The 16,607-nt window shown below is 71.0% G+C and carries 20 protein-coding genes and 3 pseudogenes; 14 read left to right on the top strand and 9 right to left on the bottom strand.

All coding sequences use genetic code 11. The features are described from left to right. Positions 1 to 14: 14 nt before the first annotated feature. Complete coding sequence (locus tag AB0383_RS42170) at positions 15 to 473, bottom strand: Lrp/AsnC family transcriptional regulator (RefSeq protein ID WP_255638415.1); 459 nt, start codon at positions 471 to 473, stop codon at positions 15 to 17. Positions 474 to 583: 110 nt separating this feature from the next. Here AB0383_RS42170 and AB0383_RS42165 point away from each other — a divergent pair, with 110 nt between their 5' ends. Beyond that, positions 584 to 1,063 (top strand): DUF2000 domain-containing protein, encoded by a 480-nt coding sequence (locus AB0383_RS42165; RefSeq protein WP_364188527.1) that lies wholly within the window; start codon positions 584 to 586, stop codon positions 1,061 to 1,063. Between the two features lie 4 nt (positions 1,064 to 1,067). On the opposite strand, the gene AB0383_RS42160 is transcribed toward AB0383_RS42165, so the two are convergent. Then, positions 1,068 to 2,024 carry an SDR family NAD(P)-dependent oxidoreductase gene (locus tag AB0383_RS42160; RefSeq protein ID WP_366190220.1) on the bottom strand — a complete coding sequence of 319 codons (957 nt, stop codon included), beginning with the start codon at positions 2,022 to 2,024 and terminating at the stop codon, positions 1,068 to 1,070. A 79-nt stretch (positions 2,025 to 2,103) separates the two neighbouring features. Beyond that, positions 2,104 to 2,586, bottom strand: coding sequence for a carboxymuconolactone decarboxylase family protein (locus tag AB0383_RS42155; protein WP_364188533.1), 483 nt, complete (start codon positions 2,584 to 2,586; stop codon positions 2,104 to 2,106). A 149-nt stretch (positions 2,587 to 2,735) separates the two neighbouring features. Between AB0383_RS42155 and AB0383_RS42150 the strand changes: the two genes are divergently transcribed. Continuing rightward, positions 2,736 to 3,554, top strand: a complete 819-nt coding sequence (locus tag AB0383_RS42150; protein ID WP_366190219.1) for an HAD family hydrolase — start codon at positions 2,736 to 2,738, stop codon at positions 3,552 to 3,554. Here AB0383_RS42150 and AB0383_RS42145 read toward each other — a convergent pair. After that, positions 3,549 to 5,021, bottom strand: coding sequence for a PLP-dependent aminotransferase family protein (locus AB0383_RS42145; RefSeq protein ID WP_366190218.1), 1,473 nt, complete (start codon positions 5,019 to 5,021; stop codon positions 3,549 to 3,551). The genes AB0383_RS42150 and AB0383_RS42145 overlap by 6 nt on opposite strands. Before the next feature lie 116 nt (positions 5,022 to 5,137). Here AB0383_RS42145 and AB0383_RS42140 point away from each other — a divergent pair, with 116 nt between their 5' ends. From AB0383_RS42140 to AB0383_RS42130, 3 genes are all read left to right on the top strand, one after another. Next, on the top strand, positions 5,138 to 6,373 hold the full coding sequence (locus AB0383_RS42140) for an MFS transporter (RefSeq protein ID WP_364188542.1): 1,236 nt from the start codon (positions 5,138 to 5,140) through the stop codon (positions 6,371 to 6,373). Positions 6,374 to 6,487: 114 nt separating this feature from the next. After that, positions 6,488 to 7,009, top strand: a complete 522-nt coding sequence (locus AB0383_RS42135; protein WP_364188545.1) for a hypothetical protein — start codon at positions 6,488 to 6,490, stop codon at positions 7,007 to 7,009. Positions 7,010 to 7,217: 208 nt separating this feature from the next. Continuing rightward, positions 7,218 to 7,799, top strand: a complete 582-nt coding sequence (locus AB0383_RS42130; protein ID WP_255638416.1) for an NAD-dependent epimerase/dehydratase family protein — start codon at positions 7,218 to 7,220, stop codon at positions 7,797 to 7,799. A gap of 50 nt (positions 7,800 to 7,849) precedes the next feature. Here the strand turns inward: AB0383_RS42130 and AB0383_RS42125 are convergent, their stop codons facing one another. After that, positions 7,850 to 8,179: an FCD domain-containing protein gene (locus AB0383_RS42125; RefSeq protein ID WP_366190245.1), complete on the bottom strand. Its 330-nt coding sequence runs from the start codon at positions 8,177 to 8,179 to the stop codon at positions 7,850 to 7,852. Here AB0383_RS42125 and AB0383_RS42120 point away from each other — a divergent pair. After that, positions 8,120 to 8,482, top strand: a pseudogene (locus AB0383_RS42120) (ABC transporter permease); the annotation flags it as partial. The gene AB0383_RS42125 and the pseudogene AB0383_RS42120 sit on opposite strands and share 60 nt — an antisense overlap. Before the next feature lie 208 nt (positions 8,483 to 8,690). After that, entirely contained in the window at positions 8,691 to 9,017 is a 327-nt protein-coding gene (locus AB0383_RS42115; protein ID WP_364188548.1) for an ABC transporter permease, read from the top strand. 7 nt (positions 9,018 to 9,024) lie between these two features. Here the strand turns inward: AB0383_RS42115 and AB0383_RS42110 are convergent, their stop codons facing one another. Continuing rightward, positions 9,025 to 9,366 carry a nitrile hydratase accessory protein gene (locus AB0383_RS42110; RefSeq protein WP_364188550.1) on the bottom strand — a complete coding sequence of 114 codons (342 nt, stop codon included), beginning with the start codon at positions 9,364 to 9,366 and terminating at the stop codon, positions 9,025 to 9,027. Further along, positions 9,363 to 9,863 (bottom strand): nitrile hydratase subunit alpha, encoded by a 501-nt coding sequence (gene nthA / locus AB0383_RS42105; protein ID WP_364188552.1) that lies wholly within the window; start codon positions 9,861 to 9,863, stop codon positions 9,363 to 9,365. Before nthA ends, AB0383_RS42110 begins: the two co-directional genes overlap by 4 nt. A gap of 33 nt (positions 9,864 to 9,896) precedes the next feature. Between nthA and AB0383_RS42100 the strand changes: the two genes are divergently transcribed. After that, complete coding sequence (locus tag AB0383_RS42100) at positions 9,897 to 10,190, top strand: winged helix-turn-helix transcriptional regulator (protein WP_364188555.1); 294 nt, start codon at positions 9,897 to 9,899, stop codon at positions 10,188 to 10,190. A 20-nt stretch (positions 10,191 to 10,210) separates the two neighbouring features. On the opposite strand, the gene AB0383_RS42095 is transcribed toward AB0383_RS42100, so the two are convergent. After that, on the bottom strand, positions 10,211 to 10,531 hold the full coding sequence (locus tag AB0383_RS42095; RefSeq protein ID WP_255638418.1) for a transcriptional regulator: 321 nt from the start codon (positions 10,529 to 10,531) through the stop codon (positions 10,211 to 10,213). A gap of 120 nt (positions 10,532 to 10,651) precedes the next feature. Between AB0383_RS42095 and AB0383_RS42090 the strand changes: the two genes are divergently transcribed. Further along, a complete protein-coding gene (locus AB0383_RS42090; RefSeq protein WP_366190217.1) occupies positions 10,652 to 11,839 on the top strand; it encodes an MFS transporter in 1,188 nt (395 codons plus the stop codon). Positions 11,840 to 11,872: 33 nt separating this feature from the next. Here the strand turns inward: AB0383_RS42090 and AB0383_RS42085 are convergent, their stop codons facing one another. Beyond that, positions 11,873 to 12,181 (bottom strand): helix-turn-helix domain-containing protein, encoded by a 309-nt coding sequence (locus AB0383_RS42085; RefSeq protein WP_364188561.1) that lies wholly within the window; start codon positions 12,179 to 12,181, stop codon positions 11,873 to 11,875. Positions 12,182 to 12,234: 53 nt separating this feature from the next. Here AB0383_RS42085 and AB0383_RS42080 point away from each other — a divergent pair. From AB0383_RS42080 to AB0383_RS42060, 5 genes and pseudogenes are all read left to right on the top strand, one after another. After that, a pseudogene (locus tag AB0383_RS42080) lies at positions 12,235 to 12,450 on the top strand (FAD-dependent monooxygenase); the annotation flags it as partial. Positions 12,451 to 12,515: 65 nt separating this feature from the next. Next, positions 12,516 to 13,862, top strand: coding sequence for an FAD-dependent oxidoreductase (locus AB0383_RS42075; RefSeq protein WP_366190244.1), 1,347 nt, complete (start codon positions 12,516 to 12,518; stop codon positions 13,860 to 13,862). Positions 13,863 to 13,906: 44 nt separating this feature from the next. Then, positions 13,907 to 14,860 carry a VOC family protein gene (locus tag AB0383_RS42070; RefSeq protein WP_364184250.1) on the top strand — a complete coding sequence of 318 codons (954 nt, stop codon included), beginning with the start codon at positions 13,907 to 13,909 and terminating at the stop codon, positions 14,858 to 14,860. A 101-nt stretch (positions 14,861 to 14,961) separates the two neighbouring features. Continuing rightward, a complete protein-coding gene (locus AB0383_RS42065; protein ID WP_366190216.1) occupies positions 14,962 to 15,588 on the top strand; it encodes a dienelactone hydrolase family protein in 627 nt (208 codons plus the stop codon). Then, positions 15,585 to 16,606 (top strand): annotated as a pseudogene (locus tag AB0383_RS42060) (iron-containing alcohol dehydrogenase). Before AB0383_RS42065 ends, AB0383_RS42060 begins: the two are co-directional and overlap by 4 nt. Position 16,607: the final 1 nt, after the last annotated feature.

Raw genomic sequence — 16,607 nt, 5'->3', positions numbered from 1 at the left:
CGAGCGAACCGTTTTCAGCGCTCGACCGGCGTGATGCGGGTGTTGCGGAGGTGTTCGTAGACGATCGACGTGCGGACGTCGGCCACTTCGGGGCGCGCGGTGAGCTTGTCGATCACGAAGGCGTAGAGGCTGGCGTTGTCGGGGACCGCGACGTGGAGGATGAAGTCCTCGGTGCCGGTCGTGACGTAGAGGCCGAGGATGTCGGGCAGCGTGGTGACCCAGTTGCGGAAGCCTTCGATGACGCGGCGCGACGGCGGGCGCACGCGGACCGCGACGAGGGCCTGGACCGAGCGGCCGATGGCGGGCAGGTTCACGTCGAGGGTCGCGCCCTGGATGATGCCGCGCTGGCGCAGCGCGCGGGTGCGGTCGAGGGCCGTGGTGGGTGAAACGCCGACGGCGGCGGCGACGTCGCGGTTGGTCTTCCGGACGTCCGACTGCAGTTCTCGCAGGATGGCCTTATCAAGTTCGTCCACGTCCGCCTCCACGGAGCCAAATCCGATACTTGTACGGATCGTAGGCGAGTCCACTGGTTGTTCGTCTAGCTTCACGGGTGAAGAGCGGTACGGACAGTCAGGGAGGCGTGGTGTTGACCGAGGAAAGTGCGCCGATCGGGTTCGCCCCGGAAGAGGTCGACCCGACCGTGTCGACGCGGACGGCTCGCTTGAAGTGGGTGGTGGTCGTCGACAGCAGTCTGCCGCCGGGGCGCGCGGTGAACGCGGCCGTCTGCGCGGCCGCGGCGACGGCGCCGAACATCACGGGGCTGCTCGGCGACGACGCCGTGGATGCCGACGGGCAGGCGCATCCCGGGTTGCCGTGGACGGGGTGTTCGGTGCTGGCCGCCGACGGTCCGACGCTGCGCACCATCCGCGCCAAGGCCGCGGCGTCGCCCGGGTGCTTCGTGGCGGACATGCCGGTGGTGGCGCAGCACACGCTGGTGTACGCCGACTACCTCGCCGGCGTGAAGGAGACCGCCGGCGAGACGCTCGACTACTACGCGGTGAGCATCGTCGGGCCGCGCAACCGGGTGGGCAAGATCGTCGGGAAGCTGCCGTTGCTCCCGTGACCCGCTAGCGCACAGCCTCCGAGGCGTAGTCCCACAGGCGGTCCGCCGCGACCGGGTCCAGGGCCCAGCGCGCGACGCCCGCCATCGCGTCCACGCCGGCGGCGGCGAGGTGCGCGCCGCCGTCGATGGCCGGCGATTCCTGGTTGTCCTCGAAGTAGCGGCCGGTCACGCCGTCGAGCAGCGGCGACGCGGCGAGCAGCGTCGGCGTGGCGGCGCCCTGTTCGGGAGTCTTGAAGTAGGCCGGGGTGGTGGCGTTGCCGTCGGCGTCGAGGGCGCCGAGCAGGCGCAGGCCGTCGGGAGTGAGGTGGCGCAGGAGGTTCGTGCGGATGACACCCGGGGCGCACGCGTTGGCGTGGACGCCTTCGCCGGCCAAGCGGCGACTGATGCCGACGGCAAGCAGCACACTCGCGGTCTTCGACTGCCCGTAGGCGACGAGCGGGTCGTAGGGCCGCTGTTCGAAGTGCGGGTCGGGGAAGGAGAAGTCCGTCAGCAGGTGCGCGCCGGAACTGAGGACGACGACACGCGCTCCACTGCCGGAGCGCAGGGCGTCGCGCAGACCGGTGACGAGCGCGAAGTGGCCCAGGAAGTTGATGCCCAGGTGCATTTCCCAGCCCTCGGCGGTGACCTCGCGCTCGGGCAGCGCCATCACGCCGGCGTTGGCGACCAGCGCGTCGACCGGCCCTTCCCACTGCGCGCAGAACGCGCGCACCGAACCGAGGTCGGCGAGGTCGAGCGCCACGACGTCGACCTGCGGAAACTGTTCGACGAGCTGCTTGGCGTGAGCCGGTGTGCGGGTGGCGATGGTGACGTGCGCGCCCGCCGTGGCGAGCGCGCGGACGGTCTCGGCGCCGAGCCCTGAAGCGCCGCCGGTGACGATCACGCGGCGGCCGGTGAGGTCCACTCCGGCGAGGACCTCGGCGGCCGTGGCTCGCGCGCCGAACGGGGTGGTGATGGTGGTCATGGGGTCCTTCGCGGGAAGAGTCCAGTGTGGACGGTGGAAGAGCTCGCCTCCGCAGGGAAGGCGGAAGCGAGCGGGTGCGTCAGGACGCGGTGGGCGTGTAGTGGCCCGGCACCATCCGAGTCGACACGCCGAAGCGGTTGAACGCGTTGATCGTGGTGATCGCCGCGATGAGGTGGGCGAGCTCGGTCTCGTCGAACTGTTGCGCCGCCTTCGCGTAGACCTCGTCGGGCACGAAGCCTTCGGTGAGCACGGTGACGGCCTCGGTCAGCTCGATCGCCGCGATCTCGCGCGCGGTGTAGAAGTGCTTCGACTCGGCCCACGCGTCCAGCTGCAGGATGCGTTCGGCCGACTCGCCGGCCATCAGCGCGTCCTTGCTGTGCATGTCGAGGCAGAACGCGCAGTGGTTCAGCTGCGACGCGCGGATCTTGACCAGGTTCACCAGGTCCTCGTCGAGATGCTTCTTCGCCGCGGTGTCCAGGCGCAGCATCGCCTTGAACACGTCGGGGGCGAGCTTCATCCAATCCAGGCGCGGGGTGTGCTCGGGCAGGCGTTCAGTCGTCATGAGATCACGCTAAGCGCCGCTACCCGCGCGCACGTGGTCCAATTCCGGCCGTCGATCGTGGGCCAATCCGGTATGGCGCAGTGCACAGTGGACAGCCCCGCGAACGTCCCTACAGTGGGAAGAACCGACTCCCCTGGAGGATCCCCGTCATGACCTCACCGTCCTGGAAGGACACCGGACCGTGGCTCGTCGCGCTGGACATCGACGGCACCCTGATCCGCGAGGACGGCTCCCTCAGCGATGCCGTGGTCACCGAGGTCCGCCGGCTCGACGCGGCCGGGCACCACGTCGTGCTCACCACCGGCCGCTCCGCCGTGAGCACCATCCCCGTGCTCGACCGCCTGGACATCACGCCTCGGTTCCTGGTTTGTTCCAACGGCGCCGTCACCCTGCGCCAATCCGGATCCGGCTTCCAGCGCCACCATGTGGAGTCGTTCGACCCGGCCGAAGTCCTGTGTGCCATCCGCACGCACCTGCCGAACGCCCGCTTCGCCGTCGAGGACCAGCTGGGCCGCTACCGCTGCACCGAACCGTTCCCCGACGGCACGACCGGCCTCGACGACGCGCAGGCCGCGGTGCCGTTCGAGGCGCTGCTGACCACTAAAACCACCCGGGTCGTCGCGTTCGCACCGGGCCACAACATGGACGATTTCCTCGCTCTGGTAGCAAAAATGCACCTGCGGAACGTGAGCTTCGCCCTCGCCTGCACCCCGTGGCTCGACCTCGCCGCCGAAGGTGTGAACAAGGCCGCGGCGGCCGAACGCGTCCGCGTCGAGCTCGCGATCCCCCGGCACCGCGTGCTCGCCGTGGGCGACGGTCACAACGACATCGAGCTCCTTGCCTGGGCCGCCGAACGCGGTCGAGGTGTCGCGATGGGACAGTCCCCCGCCGAGCTGATCGCCGCCGCGGGCGAGCTCACCGGGACCGTAGTCGAAGACGGCCTCGCGCAGGTGCTCGCGACGCTATGACCGCGGCAGCACCGAGCACAACGCCGCCAACGCCCCCGACCACGCGCTGTCCGACGGAGTCGCGTACCCGACGACCAGCCCGTCGCGCCCGCTGTCCTCCGGCAAAGACGGGTGCGCGAAATCCCCCAGCCCGTCGAGCGCCAGACCCACCCGCGCACCGGCGGCGATCACCGACCGCTCGGTGCCCGGCGGGAGGTCGAGCACCGCGTGCAACCCGGCCGCGATCCCCGAGACGCGGATCCCCGGCGCGTGCTCCGCGACGGCCGCCACCAGCTGGTCCCGGCGCCGCCGGTAGCGCAGCCGCATCGCGCGGACGTGCCGGTCGTAGTCGCCGGACGTGAGGAACTCGGCGAGCGTCAGCTGGTCGAACGAACCCGGCGCCCAGTCGACGTGGCCCTTCGCGGCGATCACCTCGTGCGTCACCGAACGCGGCAGCACCAGCCACCCGAGCCGCAGCCCTGGCGCCAGCGACTTGCTCGCCGTCCCGAAGTAGCAGACGCGCTCAGGGTCGAGGCCCTGCAACGCGCCGACGGGCTGGCGGTCGTACCGGAACTCCCCGTCGTAGTCGTCTTCGAGCACCAGACCGCCCGTCGACCGAGCCCAGTCGACCGCGGCCGCGCGCCGGTCCGGGCGCAACGCGCCGCCGGTCGGGTACTGGTGCGCGGGCGTGAGCAGGACCGCGCCGGCGTCGAGCGAACGCAGTCCCTCGGTGCACGTGCCGTCCTCGTCAAGCGGTAGAGCCGGTGTCTCCAGGCCGGTTTCGGTGAGCAGGTCGTAGTACTGCGGCACGCCGTAGGTCTCGACGGCGACCGTCCGGACTCCCCGCGCCCGCAGCACGCTGCCGATCAACCGCAGCCCGTGCACGAACCCCGCGCAGATCACGATGCGCTCGGGCGACGCGTAAACGCCGCGGGCGCGTGCCAGGTAGTCGGCGAGCGCCCTACGGAGTTCGACGCGGCCGCGCGGGTCGCCGTAGCCGAGAGCTTCGTGGGGCGCGGCCATGATGGCGCGCCGGGACGCCGCGAGCCACTGCGCGCGCGGGAAACTCGCCAGGTCCGGGTTGCCGGGCAGCAGGCTGAACCGCGTGTCCGGCGTGCGGATCGGCGTCGGCCGACGAAGCGCGACGCGGTCGGAGCCGGGCGTCGGCGCGCGGCGGGGCTCCGCGCGGCGGGCGACGCGCGTGCCCGAACCCTGCTGCGCGGTGAGCCAGCCTTCGGCCACGAGCTCGGCGTACGCGTCGGCCACGGTGTTGCGCGCGATCGACAAATCGGCGGCCAGTGTGCGTGACGACGGCAGCTGTGCGCCGGGCAGCAACCGGCCCGTGCGCACGGCTTCGCGCAACGCGTCCATCAGCGACGTCCGCAGGCCGTGGCGGCCGCGAAGGTCCAGGTGGTCGAGGTGCAGATCGGCGCCGAGGCCCTCGGCGGAGCGTCTGCCCTCGGGTGAAGTGGCCCGTGTTCCCACCATGGAAATGGACCATACACCTGACCCAATCGCAACCTAGCGTGGGTTTTGAGCCCAGCGCGCGGGCCACCAATCCGGTTGCTACTCACCACTGTGGCCCGACACCTGTTAGGAACGCCATGACCTCCCTCGACGTCCGGAAAACTCCCGGACCTCCACGCCCCGGCATCAGCACGGGGTTCGCCGTCCTGCTGGCCGTTGTCTGCGGCATCGCGGTGGCCAACATCTACTACGCCCAGCCGCTGCTGGAGGAGATCGGCCACGACCTCGGTGTCGGCGCCGCCGGGCTCGGCTTCGTGACGACCGTGACCCAGGTCGGCTACTTCGCCGGCCTGATCCTGCTGGTGCCGCTGGGTGACCTGCTCAATCGCCGCGTGCTCATCCCGATCGGCTCGGTGATCGCCGCGCTGGCGCTGCTCGCCGTGGCCGTGTCTCCCGGACCGGTGATGTTCTTCATCGCCAGCGGCGTAGTCGGGCTCGCGACGGTGGTGCAGCAGGTGATCATCGCCTACTCCGCCGTGCTGGCCAGCCCCGAATCCCGCGGCCGTGTGCTCGGCATCGTGACCAGCGGCGTCGTGATCGGCATCCTGCTCGCGCGGACCGTGGCCGGCCTGCTCTCCGACGCGTTCGGCTGGCGCTCGGTGTTCGTCGTCTCCGCCGTGCTCATGCTCGGCGTCGCGATCCTCCTCGGCCTGCGGCTGCCGCCGGAGCTGCCGAACCGGCCGTCTGTCTCCTACCGCAAGCTGATCACGTCGATCGTCACGCTGACCGCGCGCGAACGTGTGTTCCGCGTGCGGAGCCTGATCACGATGTTCATGTTCGCCGGGTTCGGTGCGCTGTGGGGTTCGATGGCGCTGCCGCTGTCCGCCGAGCCGTGGAACTTGTCGACGTCGGCGGTCGGGCTGTTCGGCCTCGTCGGCGCGGCGGGCGCGTTCGGTGCCGCGCGGGCCGGGTCACTGGCCGACCGCGGCCGGGCGCAGTGGGTCACCGGCATCACGCTCGTGTTGTTCACCGTGGCCTGGCTGCCGATCGCGTGGCTGCCGAAGTCGCTGATCCCGCTCATCGTCGGCATCATCGTGATCGACTTCGCCGGCCAGGCCATCCACGTGACCAACCAGCACCTCATCGTGGGCCTCGACCCGAACGCGAGCAGCCGCCTGATCGGCAGCAACATGGCGTACTACTCCGTGGGCTTCGGCGGCGGCGCCGTCGCGGCGACCACGGCGTACAGCGCGTGGGGCTGGACGGCGGTCTGCGTCCTGGGCGCCGGGTTCAGTCTGGTGGCCCTGCTGGTGTGGGGCGCGGACCGCCTCTCGGTGGCCCGCTCGGCGCGCCTCACTTCGGCGGCGGCCTGAGTGTCCGCTGTGGACGGACGGGCCCGGGGAACACGTCCCCCGGGCCCGGTTTCACGCGATCCCTCCGGGCGGCGCCGAGCTGCCGTGCGCGGCGACCTCGTAACGCCGGCCCTGGTGGTCCAGGATCCGTACGCCGCTGCGCACGGCGTCAAGTACACCACCGGCGCGCTGGTCGCCGACGACCTGCCGTCCGTTCCGGAACCGCCGGATCCCGTGCTCCAGTACGTGCCGACCACCGCACCCGGCGCCCGCGTTCCCCACGCCCGCCTGGAACACGACAGCCGCGCACTGTCCACCTTGGACCTCGTCGAAGGGCTGGGGTTCGCGCTGCTGACGGGCGTCGGCGGCGAGGCGTGGCAGACCGTGGCCGACGACCTCACCACCCGCACCGGCGTGCGCGTCGACGTGCACGTGATCGGCGGGCACCGGCCCGGCGACCTCGCGGACCCGCTCGGCGAATGGGCGGACCGGCGCGAGGTCACCACGAGCGGCGCCGTCCTCGTGCGGCCCGACCGGCACGTCGCCTGGCGTGCACCCGAGTGGTCCGCGCCTGCGGCCGCGAAGCTGTGCGCCGATTTCGTCCGGATCCTGGCCTTGAGTCCACTGCATACCCATCGGACAGGAGACCGATCGTGACCCGACCGACCCGGACGACCGTCGAGAAGTTCTACAAGCGCGTGGGCGCCGTGGTGCTCGCCGCCATGCGGCTCTGACCGAGGATGGCGGCCGAGGGCGCGAATTGCCCGATTGGCCCACGGTTCTGGGGCAGTAATGGACCACGGACACGTGCCACATGGCACGTAGCGTGGTTGCTGTCAGACAGTTCCCAGAACCAGGAGAAGTGATGAAGGTATTCCTCGCCGGCGCCTCCGGAGTGCTCGGGCAGCGGCTGATCCCGCGGCTGGTCGAGGCCGGGCACGAGGTCGGCGCCATGACGCGGTCGGCCGCCAAGATGGAACCGTTGATCGGCCTCGGCGCCGTCGCGATCCTGTGCGACGTCTTCGACCGCGACGCGCTCGTGCAGACCGTCCGCGACTTCAAGCCGGACGTCGTGCTCAACGAGCTCACCGACCTGCCCGACGACGTCACCAAGATCGGCGAACACGCCGAGCGCAACGCGCGCATCCGCACCGAGGGCAACCACAACCTGATCGAGGCCGCGCGGGCGGCCGGCGCGCCGAAGATCCTCGCGCAGAGCGTGGCGTGGCAGCTGCCCGACGGCCCCGACGCCGTCGCGGTGAAGGACCTCGAGCAGTCGGTGCTGGCCGAAGGCGGCGTGGTGCTGAGCTACGGCCAGTTCTACGGCCCCGGCACCTACAACGAAGGTGCCTTGCCCGCCGAGCCCCGCGTGCACATCGACCGCGCGGCCGAGCTCACGGTCGAAGCGCTCGACGCGCCGACGGGTGTCGTGACGATCGTCGATTGATCCGGGAAAGCGCCGGCCGGCTGAGCCCGGCCGGCGTCAGCCCGGGCACGTCACGCGAACGACGAGTCCAAGCCGTTTTCCTGCGCGTAGGCGATCAACGCCTGCGGTGCGCGTTCGATGTGCGCCCCGAGGAGTGCCACGGCCTGATCGGTGTCGCGTTCGAGCGCGAAGTCCTTGAGGCGACGGTGTTCGCCCGGAATGTCGCGCTGGTGGTCGTCGGTCAGCGCCCAGTACCAGCGCCGGTAGAGCTCGGCGCTGTCACGCAACGACGTGGCGATCGCATCGAGCCGCGGGCTGGCGCAGCCGGCCAGCAGCGCGCGGTGGAAGTCGCGGTGGGCCAGCGTCCAGCCTTCGTTGTACGAACCGTCTTCGAGGATCACCGGCGTGCGTTCCAGCGCGTGGTGCGTGCCGAGCACCGACGTCTCCCAGTCAACGCGCACGTCGGCTCGGGCCAGTTCCTCAACGCTGCCAACGAACGCTTCCCCACCGTCGTCCTCGGCTCGGTCGCGGCGAGCCGGCTCGGCTTCACCCGCGTCGACGCCGCCCGGCCCCAGCAGGTGTACGTCGGGCGGTCGTGGTTCACCGTCGTCGGGATCCTCGACAAAACGCCGCTGTCGCCGGACATCGACCGCTCCGTGCTCGTCGGCTGGGCGGCGGCGCAGTCCGAACTGCACTTCGACGGCAGCCCGACGGTGATCTACGTGAAGGCCGACGAGGCCCAGGTCGAGGCCGTGCGCAAGGTCCTGCCGGCCACTGTGGACCCGCAGCTGCCGGGCCTGGTCCAGGTGAGCCTGCCGTCGGACGGCCTGCTGGCCAAGCGGGCCATTCAAGCGACACTGTCCACTTTGTTCCTCGGACTAGCCGGAGTCGCGTTGCTCGTCGGTGGCATCGGTGTCGCGAACACGATGGTCATCTCCGCTGGAACGCCGCCGCGAGATCGGGTTGCGCCGCGCACTCGGCGCGAACCGCGATCAGATCCGCGTGCAGTTCCTCACCGAGGCCGTCACGTTGTCGGCGATCGGCGGGCTGGCCGGGGTTGCGGCCGGGGCCTTGGCGACGCTCGCGTACGCGACTTACCAGCACTGGCCGGTCGTGATTCCGCCGGCCGCGCTCGTCGGGGCGTTGGTGGGCGCGGTCGTGATCGGCGTGGTCGCGGGCGGCTACCCGTCGATCCGCGCCGCGCGGCTCACACCGACCGCGGCGCTGGCGACGACGTGACCACCGGTCACGGATGGGGGTGCGGGTGGTCGTGCCCGGCCGGGCGAAGAGCGAGTGCCTCGGCGCGCGAGGCGACCTCGCCGCCGGGCACCGCGCCGGTGTCGACGAGTACGTCCTCCAGCGCGGCGAGCCAGTGGTGGTAGTAGCTCCAGCCGCCGGCGCGGTCCGCTTCCCAATCACCGATGCGCGCGATGAGCGCGGCCTGGAACCGCGGCCAGTCGAACGCACCGGCTTCGTAGAGCGACACCGCCAACCCGAACGCGCGGCTCTCCCACGGCGCCGCGAACAGCAGTTCACCGTTGGCGCGCGGCGGTGCGGCGACCCCGTCGACGCTCAGCGGCGCGCTCACGGGGCCGCCACTTTCGCGACGCCGACCATCGCGTCGCGCGTGACGAGCTCGACGAGTTCGTCTTCGGAAAGGCTTTCCGTGCCGGCCGGGCGCTCCGGCAGCACCAGCCAGCGCACCTCGCTGCTGGAATCGCGGACGGTGATGCGCACGTCCGCGTCGAGGTCCAACCCCATCTCCGACAGCACCTTGCGCGGCTCACGGACCACGCGCGCACGGTAAGCCGGGTCCTTGTACCAGCTCGGCGGCAGGCCCAGCAGCGGCCACGGGTAGCAGGAGCACAGCGTGCACACCACCACGTTGTGGTCCTTCGCGGAGTTCTCGACCACCACGATGTGCTCGCCCTGCGGCCCGCCGAAACCGAGTTCCTTCGTGGCCGCCGTGCCGTCGGCCAGGAGGCGCTCGCGGTACGCCGGATCAGTCCACGCCTTCGCGACGACTTTGGCTCCGTTGAGCGGACCGATGTTCGTCTCGTACGTCGTGATGAGCCGGTCGACCACCGCCGGGTCGATCAGGCCGCGTTCGACGAGCAGTTGTTCGAGCGCCTCCGTGCGCGGCTGCGCAACCTCGTCGACGCCGGTGTGCTGTCCGTCGAACCGGCCTCGGACGGCAGCGCCTATCGCGAGTACGTGCTGACGAAGCGCGGCGAGGACTTGTTCGACCTGGTGGTGAGCCTGCGGCAGTGGGGCCAGGATCACGCGTACGAACCCGGCGAGGACCACGTGCTGCTCGTGGACCGCGAGACGGAAGAGCCGATCCCCCGGCTCACCTACGTCACGCCCGACGGCACGCCGATCCACGCCGACGACACCCGCGTACTCAAGTAATACCGTCCACTTCGGACGGATCAGTACACCTCGGCCAGCCCGGCGAGCACGGCGTCGAGGAATCCCGGGAACCGCGCGTCGAGATCCTCGCGGCGCAGGCACACGAAGTAGTTGCGACCTTCCAGCTTCGTGCGCGTCAGCCCGGCCTCGCGCAGCACCTTCTTGTGGTGCGACAACGTCGACTTGTGCAGCGCGGCCAGCAGACCTTCCGGCCCGCACGGGTGGAACTCACCGTCGGCGAGGGTGACCAGCACGCGCATCCGCGCGTCGTCCGCGATCGCGTTGAGCACGTCGTCGAACCGGATGTCGGCGACAGCCGGTTCCTCCAGGTAACGAGCCACAGCACCTCCTCGGCGACCTCAGTCACAATTGTACCAGATTCATCAAACCGTCCTTGACGCGAGCGGTTTCGCCTTCTTATGGTTTGACGTACATCAAACCTTCCTCGAAGGGATTCTCCCGTGTACCGACGCCTGCTCGTTCTCGCTCTGGGGACGTTCGCCGTGGGAACGGACGGCTTCGTGATCGCGGGCATCCTGCCCGAGATCTCGCGCTCGTTGCACACGAACGCCGCCGCGACCGGCCTCCTGGTGACGATGTTCGCCTTCACCTACGCGGTGTCGTCGCCGATCATCGCCGCCACCACCGCGCACTGGCCGCGCAAGCGGCTGCTGATCGCCGGGCTGCTGATCCTCGCGGTCGGCAACGTCCTCACCGCCGCCCTCCCGCTCTACGGGCTGGTGCTCGCCAGCCGCGTGATCGCGGGCCTCGGCGCCGGGATGTTCACCCCGACGGCCAGCGCGACGGCGGCGTCGCTGGTCGAGCCCCACCAACGCGGGCGCGCGCTCGCCGTCGTCATGGCCGGCCTCAGCTCCGCGACCGCGCTGGGCGCGCCGATCGGCACCGTGATCGGTTCGCAGACCAACTGGCAGACGACGTTGTGGTTCGTCGCCGCGCTCGCCGTGCTGGGTGCCGTGGGCGTCGCCGTGCTCCTGCCCGCGATCCCCGCCGCGCACGTCGCCGGGCTGCGCGAGCGACTGGCCACGATGAAGGACGCGCGCATCGGCTTCACGCTGCTCACGACGTTGCTCGTGTTCACGGGCCTGTTCACCGACTACACGTTCGTCGGCGAGTCGTTCGACCGGGCCACCGGCGGCAACGGCATCGCGCTGGCCATCCTGCTGTTCCTCTGGGGCGCGGGCGCCACCGTCGGCAGCGTGACGGCCGGGCACCTCACCGACCGCATCTCGGGTCAGCGCATCATCGCGGTGGCGGTCGTGGTCGTCGGCATCGACTTCGCGCTGCTTCCCTTCAGCAGCCGTACCTTCGCGACGGCGGCCGTCGCGCTGTTCGTCTGGGGTGTCTGCGGCTGGGCGACGCTGGTGCCGCTGCAGCACCGGCTGATCGAGGTTTCGCCCGAGCACGCGCCGGTGAGCATCGGCCTCAACGCCTCCGCCACCTACCTCGCGACGGCCGCTTCGGGCCTCACGGGCGCAGCGGGGATCGCCGCGTTCGGCGCCTACAACCTCGGCCCGTTCGGCCTGATTTTCCTAGCACTGGGCCTGGTCGCGTCGATCGTGTCGGCCCGGTTCGTCCACACCCGGCGGTCGGCCCCGGCAGCGCCGGTTCCCGCCGCGGCCGAGCACTGAGACGTCCGAGTGACCCCGCGACCATCCGGGTCACTAGGGCTTCTCGGCCTCCTGCGACTCCACCGCGTCGAACGCCGCCTGGTTCCCGCGGATCCGCGCCTGGTGCTCGGTCGACCACGTGCCCAGCGCCAGCACCGCCGACAGCAGCGACGAACCCAGCTCCGTGAGGGTGTACTCCACGCGCGGAGGCACCTCCGGGTACGAGGTCCGTTCGACGAACCCGCCACGCTGCAGCTGTTTCAACGTCAAGGGGCGACACTGCCGGTCACCGTCCACCTCGCGTGAGGAAATCCCGTTGCGCGCCAGGGCCATTCCCGTGCGCGTCACGCTGATGCGGACCAAGGAAGCACTTTCTACAGTGGACTCACTACCCCAGAAAGACCCTCAGGAAAGAGGTGGCCGGAGTGGACCACGACGTTCCTGTTCTCATCGTCGGTGGCAGTCTCATCGAGATGACCAGCGCGGTACTCCTCGGGCAGCAGGGAATTCCCTCGCTGGTCGTGGAACGACACCCGGGCAGCGCGATCCACCCGCGCGCCGCGCTCATCCTTCAGCGCTCGATGGAGATCCTTCGCGAAGCCGGCATCGAAGACGTGATCCAGCGCCGGTCCGCGGAACAGTTCGACCAGGAGGCGGCGATCATGGCCGTGGAGACGTTGGCGGGCAAGGAGATCGCCTGGTACTTGCCGACGTTGAACGAAGGCGTGCGCGACCTCGCCCGTGCCGGCGGCTCTTCGCGACGCAGGTCGCCATCGAGCCGGTGCTCGCCGAACGGGCGCGGGAACTCGGCGCCGAAACCCGGTTCGGCACGGAGGTCACGAGCTTCACCGACCACGGCGACGGAGTCACGGCCGTGCTCCGCGACCGCGCCACCGGGACCACGTCCACGGTGCGGGCGCGGTACCTCATCGCGGCCGACGGCGCGCACAGCGGCATCCGCGAGCGGCTCGGCATCGGCCTCGGTGGCCACGGCGTGCTTTCGAAGAGCGTGACGATCTACTTCCGCGCAGAGATGGCCGCGCTGGTGCGCGAGCGCAGCCTCGGCGTGATCATGGTCGTCAACCCGACGTTGCAGGGCTTCTTCCGCATCGAAAAGCCGTACCGGTCCGGCTTCCTCGCGGTGCACGGGCTCGGCGACCCGCAGCACCCCGACAGCGACCTCTGGACCGGCCTCACCGACGAGCGGTGCGTGGAACTCGTCCGCGCGGCACTGGGCGTGCCCGACATCGACGTGGAGATCGACGACGTCATGAAGTGGGAGGCGACCGCGCAGACCGCCGACCGGTTCTCCAGCGGCAACGTGTTCCTCGTCGGCGACTCCGCGCACTCGATGCCGCCCTACGGCGGCTACGGCGGCAACACCGGCATCCACGACGCGCACAACCTCGCGTGGAAGCTCAAGGCCGCGCTCGACGGCACCGCCGGCGCCGGGCTGCTCGACACGTACGAAGCCGAACGCCGGCCCGTCGCCCGCTTCACCGTCGAGCAGGCCTACGCCCGCTACGTCACGCGCGCGGCGCCGTTCCTCGCCGCCGGCGGGATGGAACCGCTAGTCGGTGACGCCGACATCGACCTGCGTTACCGGTACGTCCCCGGCCAGGTGCACGGAAACCCCCGTGAACTGGCGGGTTCACCCGGCAGCCGCGCCCCGCACCACGTGCTCACGCGCGACGGCGCACCGATCTCGACCCATGACCTGTTCGGCCGCCGGTTCGTGGCTTTCGCACCGGCCGGCGCCGACGGCTGGGCCGCCGCGGCGACCGCCGCTGCCGCGACGACCGGGATCGCGCTCGACGTCCACCGGGTCGGCCGCGCCGACAGTTTCACCGATACCACGGGCGGATTCTGCGCCGCGTATGGCATCGGCCCCGCCGGGCTGGTCCTGGTCCGCCCCGACGGAGTGGTCGCCTGGCGCGCTTCGGACGACACTCAGGTGGCGGCCGAAACCGTCGCCACCGCGTTGACCTCGGCGCTCGGCCATGCGGCGCGGCCCCGCCCCGGCGAACCAGCGGTCCACAGCTGAGCCCGCCGGACACACTTGGCACCCACCCTCCGGAAAGGAATCCCATGGCCCACATCGAAGGCAGCCACCACGTCACGCTGTCCGTCGGCACCGCGCAGGAAGACGTCGACTTCCACGTGAAAACGCTCGGGATGCGGTTCATCAAGCGGACCGTGCTGTTCGACGGCTCGACCCCGATCTACCACCTCTACTACTCCAACGCGGCCGGCGATCCGTCATCCGTGGTGACCTCGTTCCCGTGGGCCCAGGCCGGGCTGTTCGGGAAGCGCGGCACGAACCAGGCGCGGGAGGTCCAGCTGTCGGTGCCCTCGACGTCGCTGTCCTACTGGCACCAGCGGCTTACCGAGCACAAGGTCGAGGTGCACGACGCCGAGGTGTTCGGCGACCGCCGCCTGCTCTTCCGCCACCCGTGCGGCATCGAGTACGTTCTGGTCGGCAACGACGGCGACCCGCGCGTGGGCCACCCGGGCAACGGCGTGCCGCCCGAGCACGCGATCCACGGCATCCACGGCGTCGGCGTGCACGTGGCGACACCGGACCGGATGGTCGAGTTCAGCCAGGAGACGTTCTTCGGCGACAGCGCGCTCACCGAAGAAGGCGACCGCGTGGCGCTGCGCATCGGCGGCGAGAAGATCGGCAACAACGTCGAGCTGATCGTCAACAACACCGACGAGCAAGGCACCTGGCGCTACGGCGCCGGCACGATCCACCACTTCGCGTGGAACCTCGGCACGCTGGCCAACCAGGACGAGGTGAAGTTCCAGGTCGAGGGCGCCGGCTACACCGACATCAGCGAGCTCAAGGACCGCAAGTACTTCAAGTCGGTTTACGTCCGCACCCCCGGCGGCGCGCTGTTCGAGCTCGCCGTGACCCACGCCGAAGGCGGCTGGACCTGCGACGAGTCGCCGCAGGAACTGGGCACCGCGTTCCAGCTGCCCGAGCAGTTCGAGTCCCGCCGCGCGGAGATCTTCGGCAAGCTCGAGCACATCGAGGTCTGACGCGACGGCCCTCCGGCGGGACACCCCGCCGGAGGGCCGTCGTGGTTTTCAGGGGTGCACTTCGGGGCGAGAGGAACGAAGGTTTGTCGGACAACAAGCACTTGACCAGGCCCGTGCAGCAGTGGGGCGAGCCCCTCGACCAGGCGCGCGTGGCCGTGCTCGCCGTGCACGGCCGCGGGCAGACGCCGGACTTCATGCGCGGCGTGGCGAAGGACATCGACGCGCCGGGCGTGCGCTACTACGCGCCCCACGCGGCCGGCGACACCTGGTACCCGCTGCCGTTCACCGCTGCGCTGCAGGACAACGAACCCGACCTGACCCAAGCGCTCGCGGCCGTGCGGGCCACGCTCGCCGCCATCGGCGCCGACGGCTTCGACCGGCGGCGGATCGTGCTGTGGGGGTTCTCGCAGGGCGCCTGCCTGCTCGCGCAATTCGCCGTACACGAGCACCCGCGGGTGGGCGGCCTGGTCCTGTTCACCGGCGGCTATCTGGGAACGGCCGAGGTCGACGCCGCGCCGGGGAACCCACTCGCCGGGGTCCCCGCGCTGGTGCGCAGCATCGAGCACGATCCGTGGGTCGCCGCGCAGCGGGTCCACTGGACCGCCGAAGCGCTGACGCGGCTGGGGGCATCGGTCGATCTGCGCATCGACCCCGGTGACGAGCACGTGATCACCACCGAGGCCAGCACCTCGGCGGCCGCGCTGCTGGCCGGGATTCCGGGCGCGTGAGCCCGGTGGAGTTCGTCTACCGCGCGTTGCCCGTCCGGGTGCGGTTCGCGAGCGGCGCGGCCGCGCGGAACCTCGCGGCCGAGGTCGCGGAGCTCGGCCTGATCCGGCTCATGGTGATCGCCGACGCGCCGTCCGCCGACGAGGTGACGCGCGAAGTCGCCGACCGCATGGTCGTGCGGTTCGACGACGTCCGGCCGCACGTGCCGGTCGACGTGGCCGAGGCCGTCCGCCGGGCTGCCGCGCTGCATTCGGTCGACGGGCTGGTCACCGTCGGCGGCGGCTCGACCACCGGCACGGGCTAAGCCGTCGCCCTCACCACCGGCCTTCCGCTGGTCTGCGTGCCGACGACGTATGCGCGCTCGGAGGTGACGCCGGTCTGGGGCACGACGAGCGCGGCCCGCAAACAGACCGGGCGCGACGACCGTGTGCTGCCCCGCGCCGTCGTCTACGACCCGGACCTCACGGCCACGCTGCCGCGGCCGGTCGCGGTGTCCTCGGCGCTCAACGCGGTGGCGCACTGCGTCGAGGCGTTCTGGGCACCCGGTGCCAATCCGGTCACTTCGGTCGTGGCCGCGGAAGGCATCCGCGTGCTCGCGGCCGGGCTCCGCGCGTCCGGAGCCGCGCAGCGTGAGCAGCTGCTCTACGGCTCCTACCTGGCCGGCTCGGCGTCGCCGTGGCCGGGTCCGGGCTGCACCACAAGATCTGCCACGCCCTCGGCGGCGCCTTCGACCTGCCCCACGCCGAAACCCACGCCGCCGTGCCCCCACGTGCTCGCGTTCAACCTCGCCGCGGCGCCGGACGGGCCATCGCGGGCGCGCTCGGTGCCGACGACGCCGTCGCCGGGCTCCAGGCTCTGTACCGGCAGGTGGGGGCGGTGGCGGACCTGCGTGCGGTCGGGTTCCCGCTCGACCGGCTCGACGAGGCCGTCACGGCCGTGTGCGAACTGCTGCCCATCCCGAACCCGCGGCCGGTGGACGCCGGCGCGGTGGAGCGGATCCTGCGGGCCGCCTGCGCGTGAC

Origin of the sequence: Amycolatopsis sp. NPDC051373, from assembly GCF_040689465.1 — a bacterium.
GTDB lineage: Bacteria > Actinomycetota > Actinomycetes > Mycobacteriales > Pseudonocardiaceae > Amycolatopsis.
Note: the sequence above shows the minus strand (reverse complement) of the source record. Positions and strands in the feature narration are given on the sequence as shown.

Excerpts from the sequence above, each read along its gene's own strand:
- AB0383_RS42160 (WP_366190220.1), bottom strand. The coding sequence starts at position 2,024 with ATGACCACCATCACCACCCCGTTCGGCGCGCGAGCCACGGCCGCCGAG.
- AB0383_RS42155 (WP_364188533.1), bottom strand. The coding sequence starts at position 2,586 with ATGACGACTGAACGCCTGCCCGAGCACACCCCGCGCCTGGATTGGATG.
- AB0383_RS42150 (WP_366190219.1), top strand. The coding sequence starts at position 2,736 with ATGACCTCACCGTCCTGGAAGGACACCGGACCGTGGCTCGTCGCGCTG.
- AB0383_RS42145 (WP_366190218.1), bottom strand. The coding sequence starts at position 5,021 with ATGGTGGGAACACGGGCCACTTCACCCGAGGGCAGACGCTCCGCCGAG.
- AB0383_RS42140 (WP_364188542.1), top strand. The coding sequence starts at position 5,138 with ATGACCTCCCTCGACGTCCGGAAAACTCCCGGACCTCCACGCCCCGGC.
- AB0383_RS42130 (WP_255638416.1), top strand. The coding sequence starts at position 7,218 with ATGAAGGTATTCCTCGCCGGCGCCTCCGGAGTGCTCGGGCAGCGGCTG.
- AB0383_RS42070 (WP_364184250.1), top strand. The coding sequence starts at position 13,907 with ATGGCCCACATCGAAGGCAGCCACCACGTCACGCTGTCCGTCGGCACC.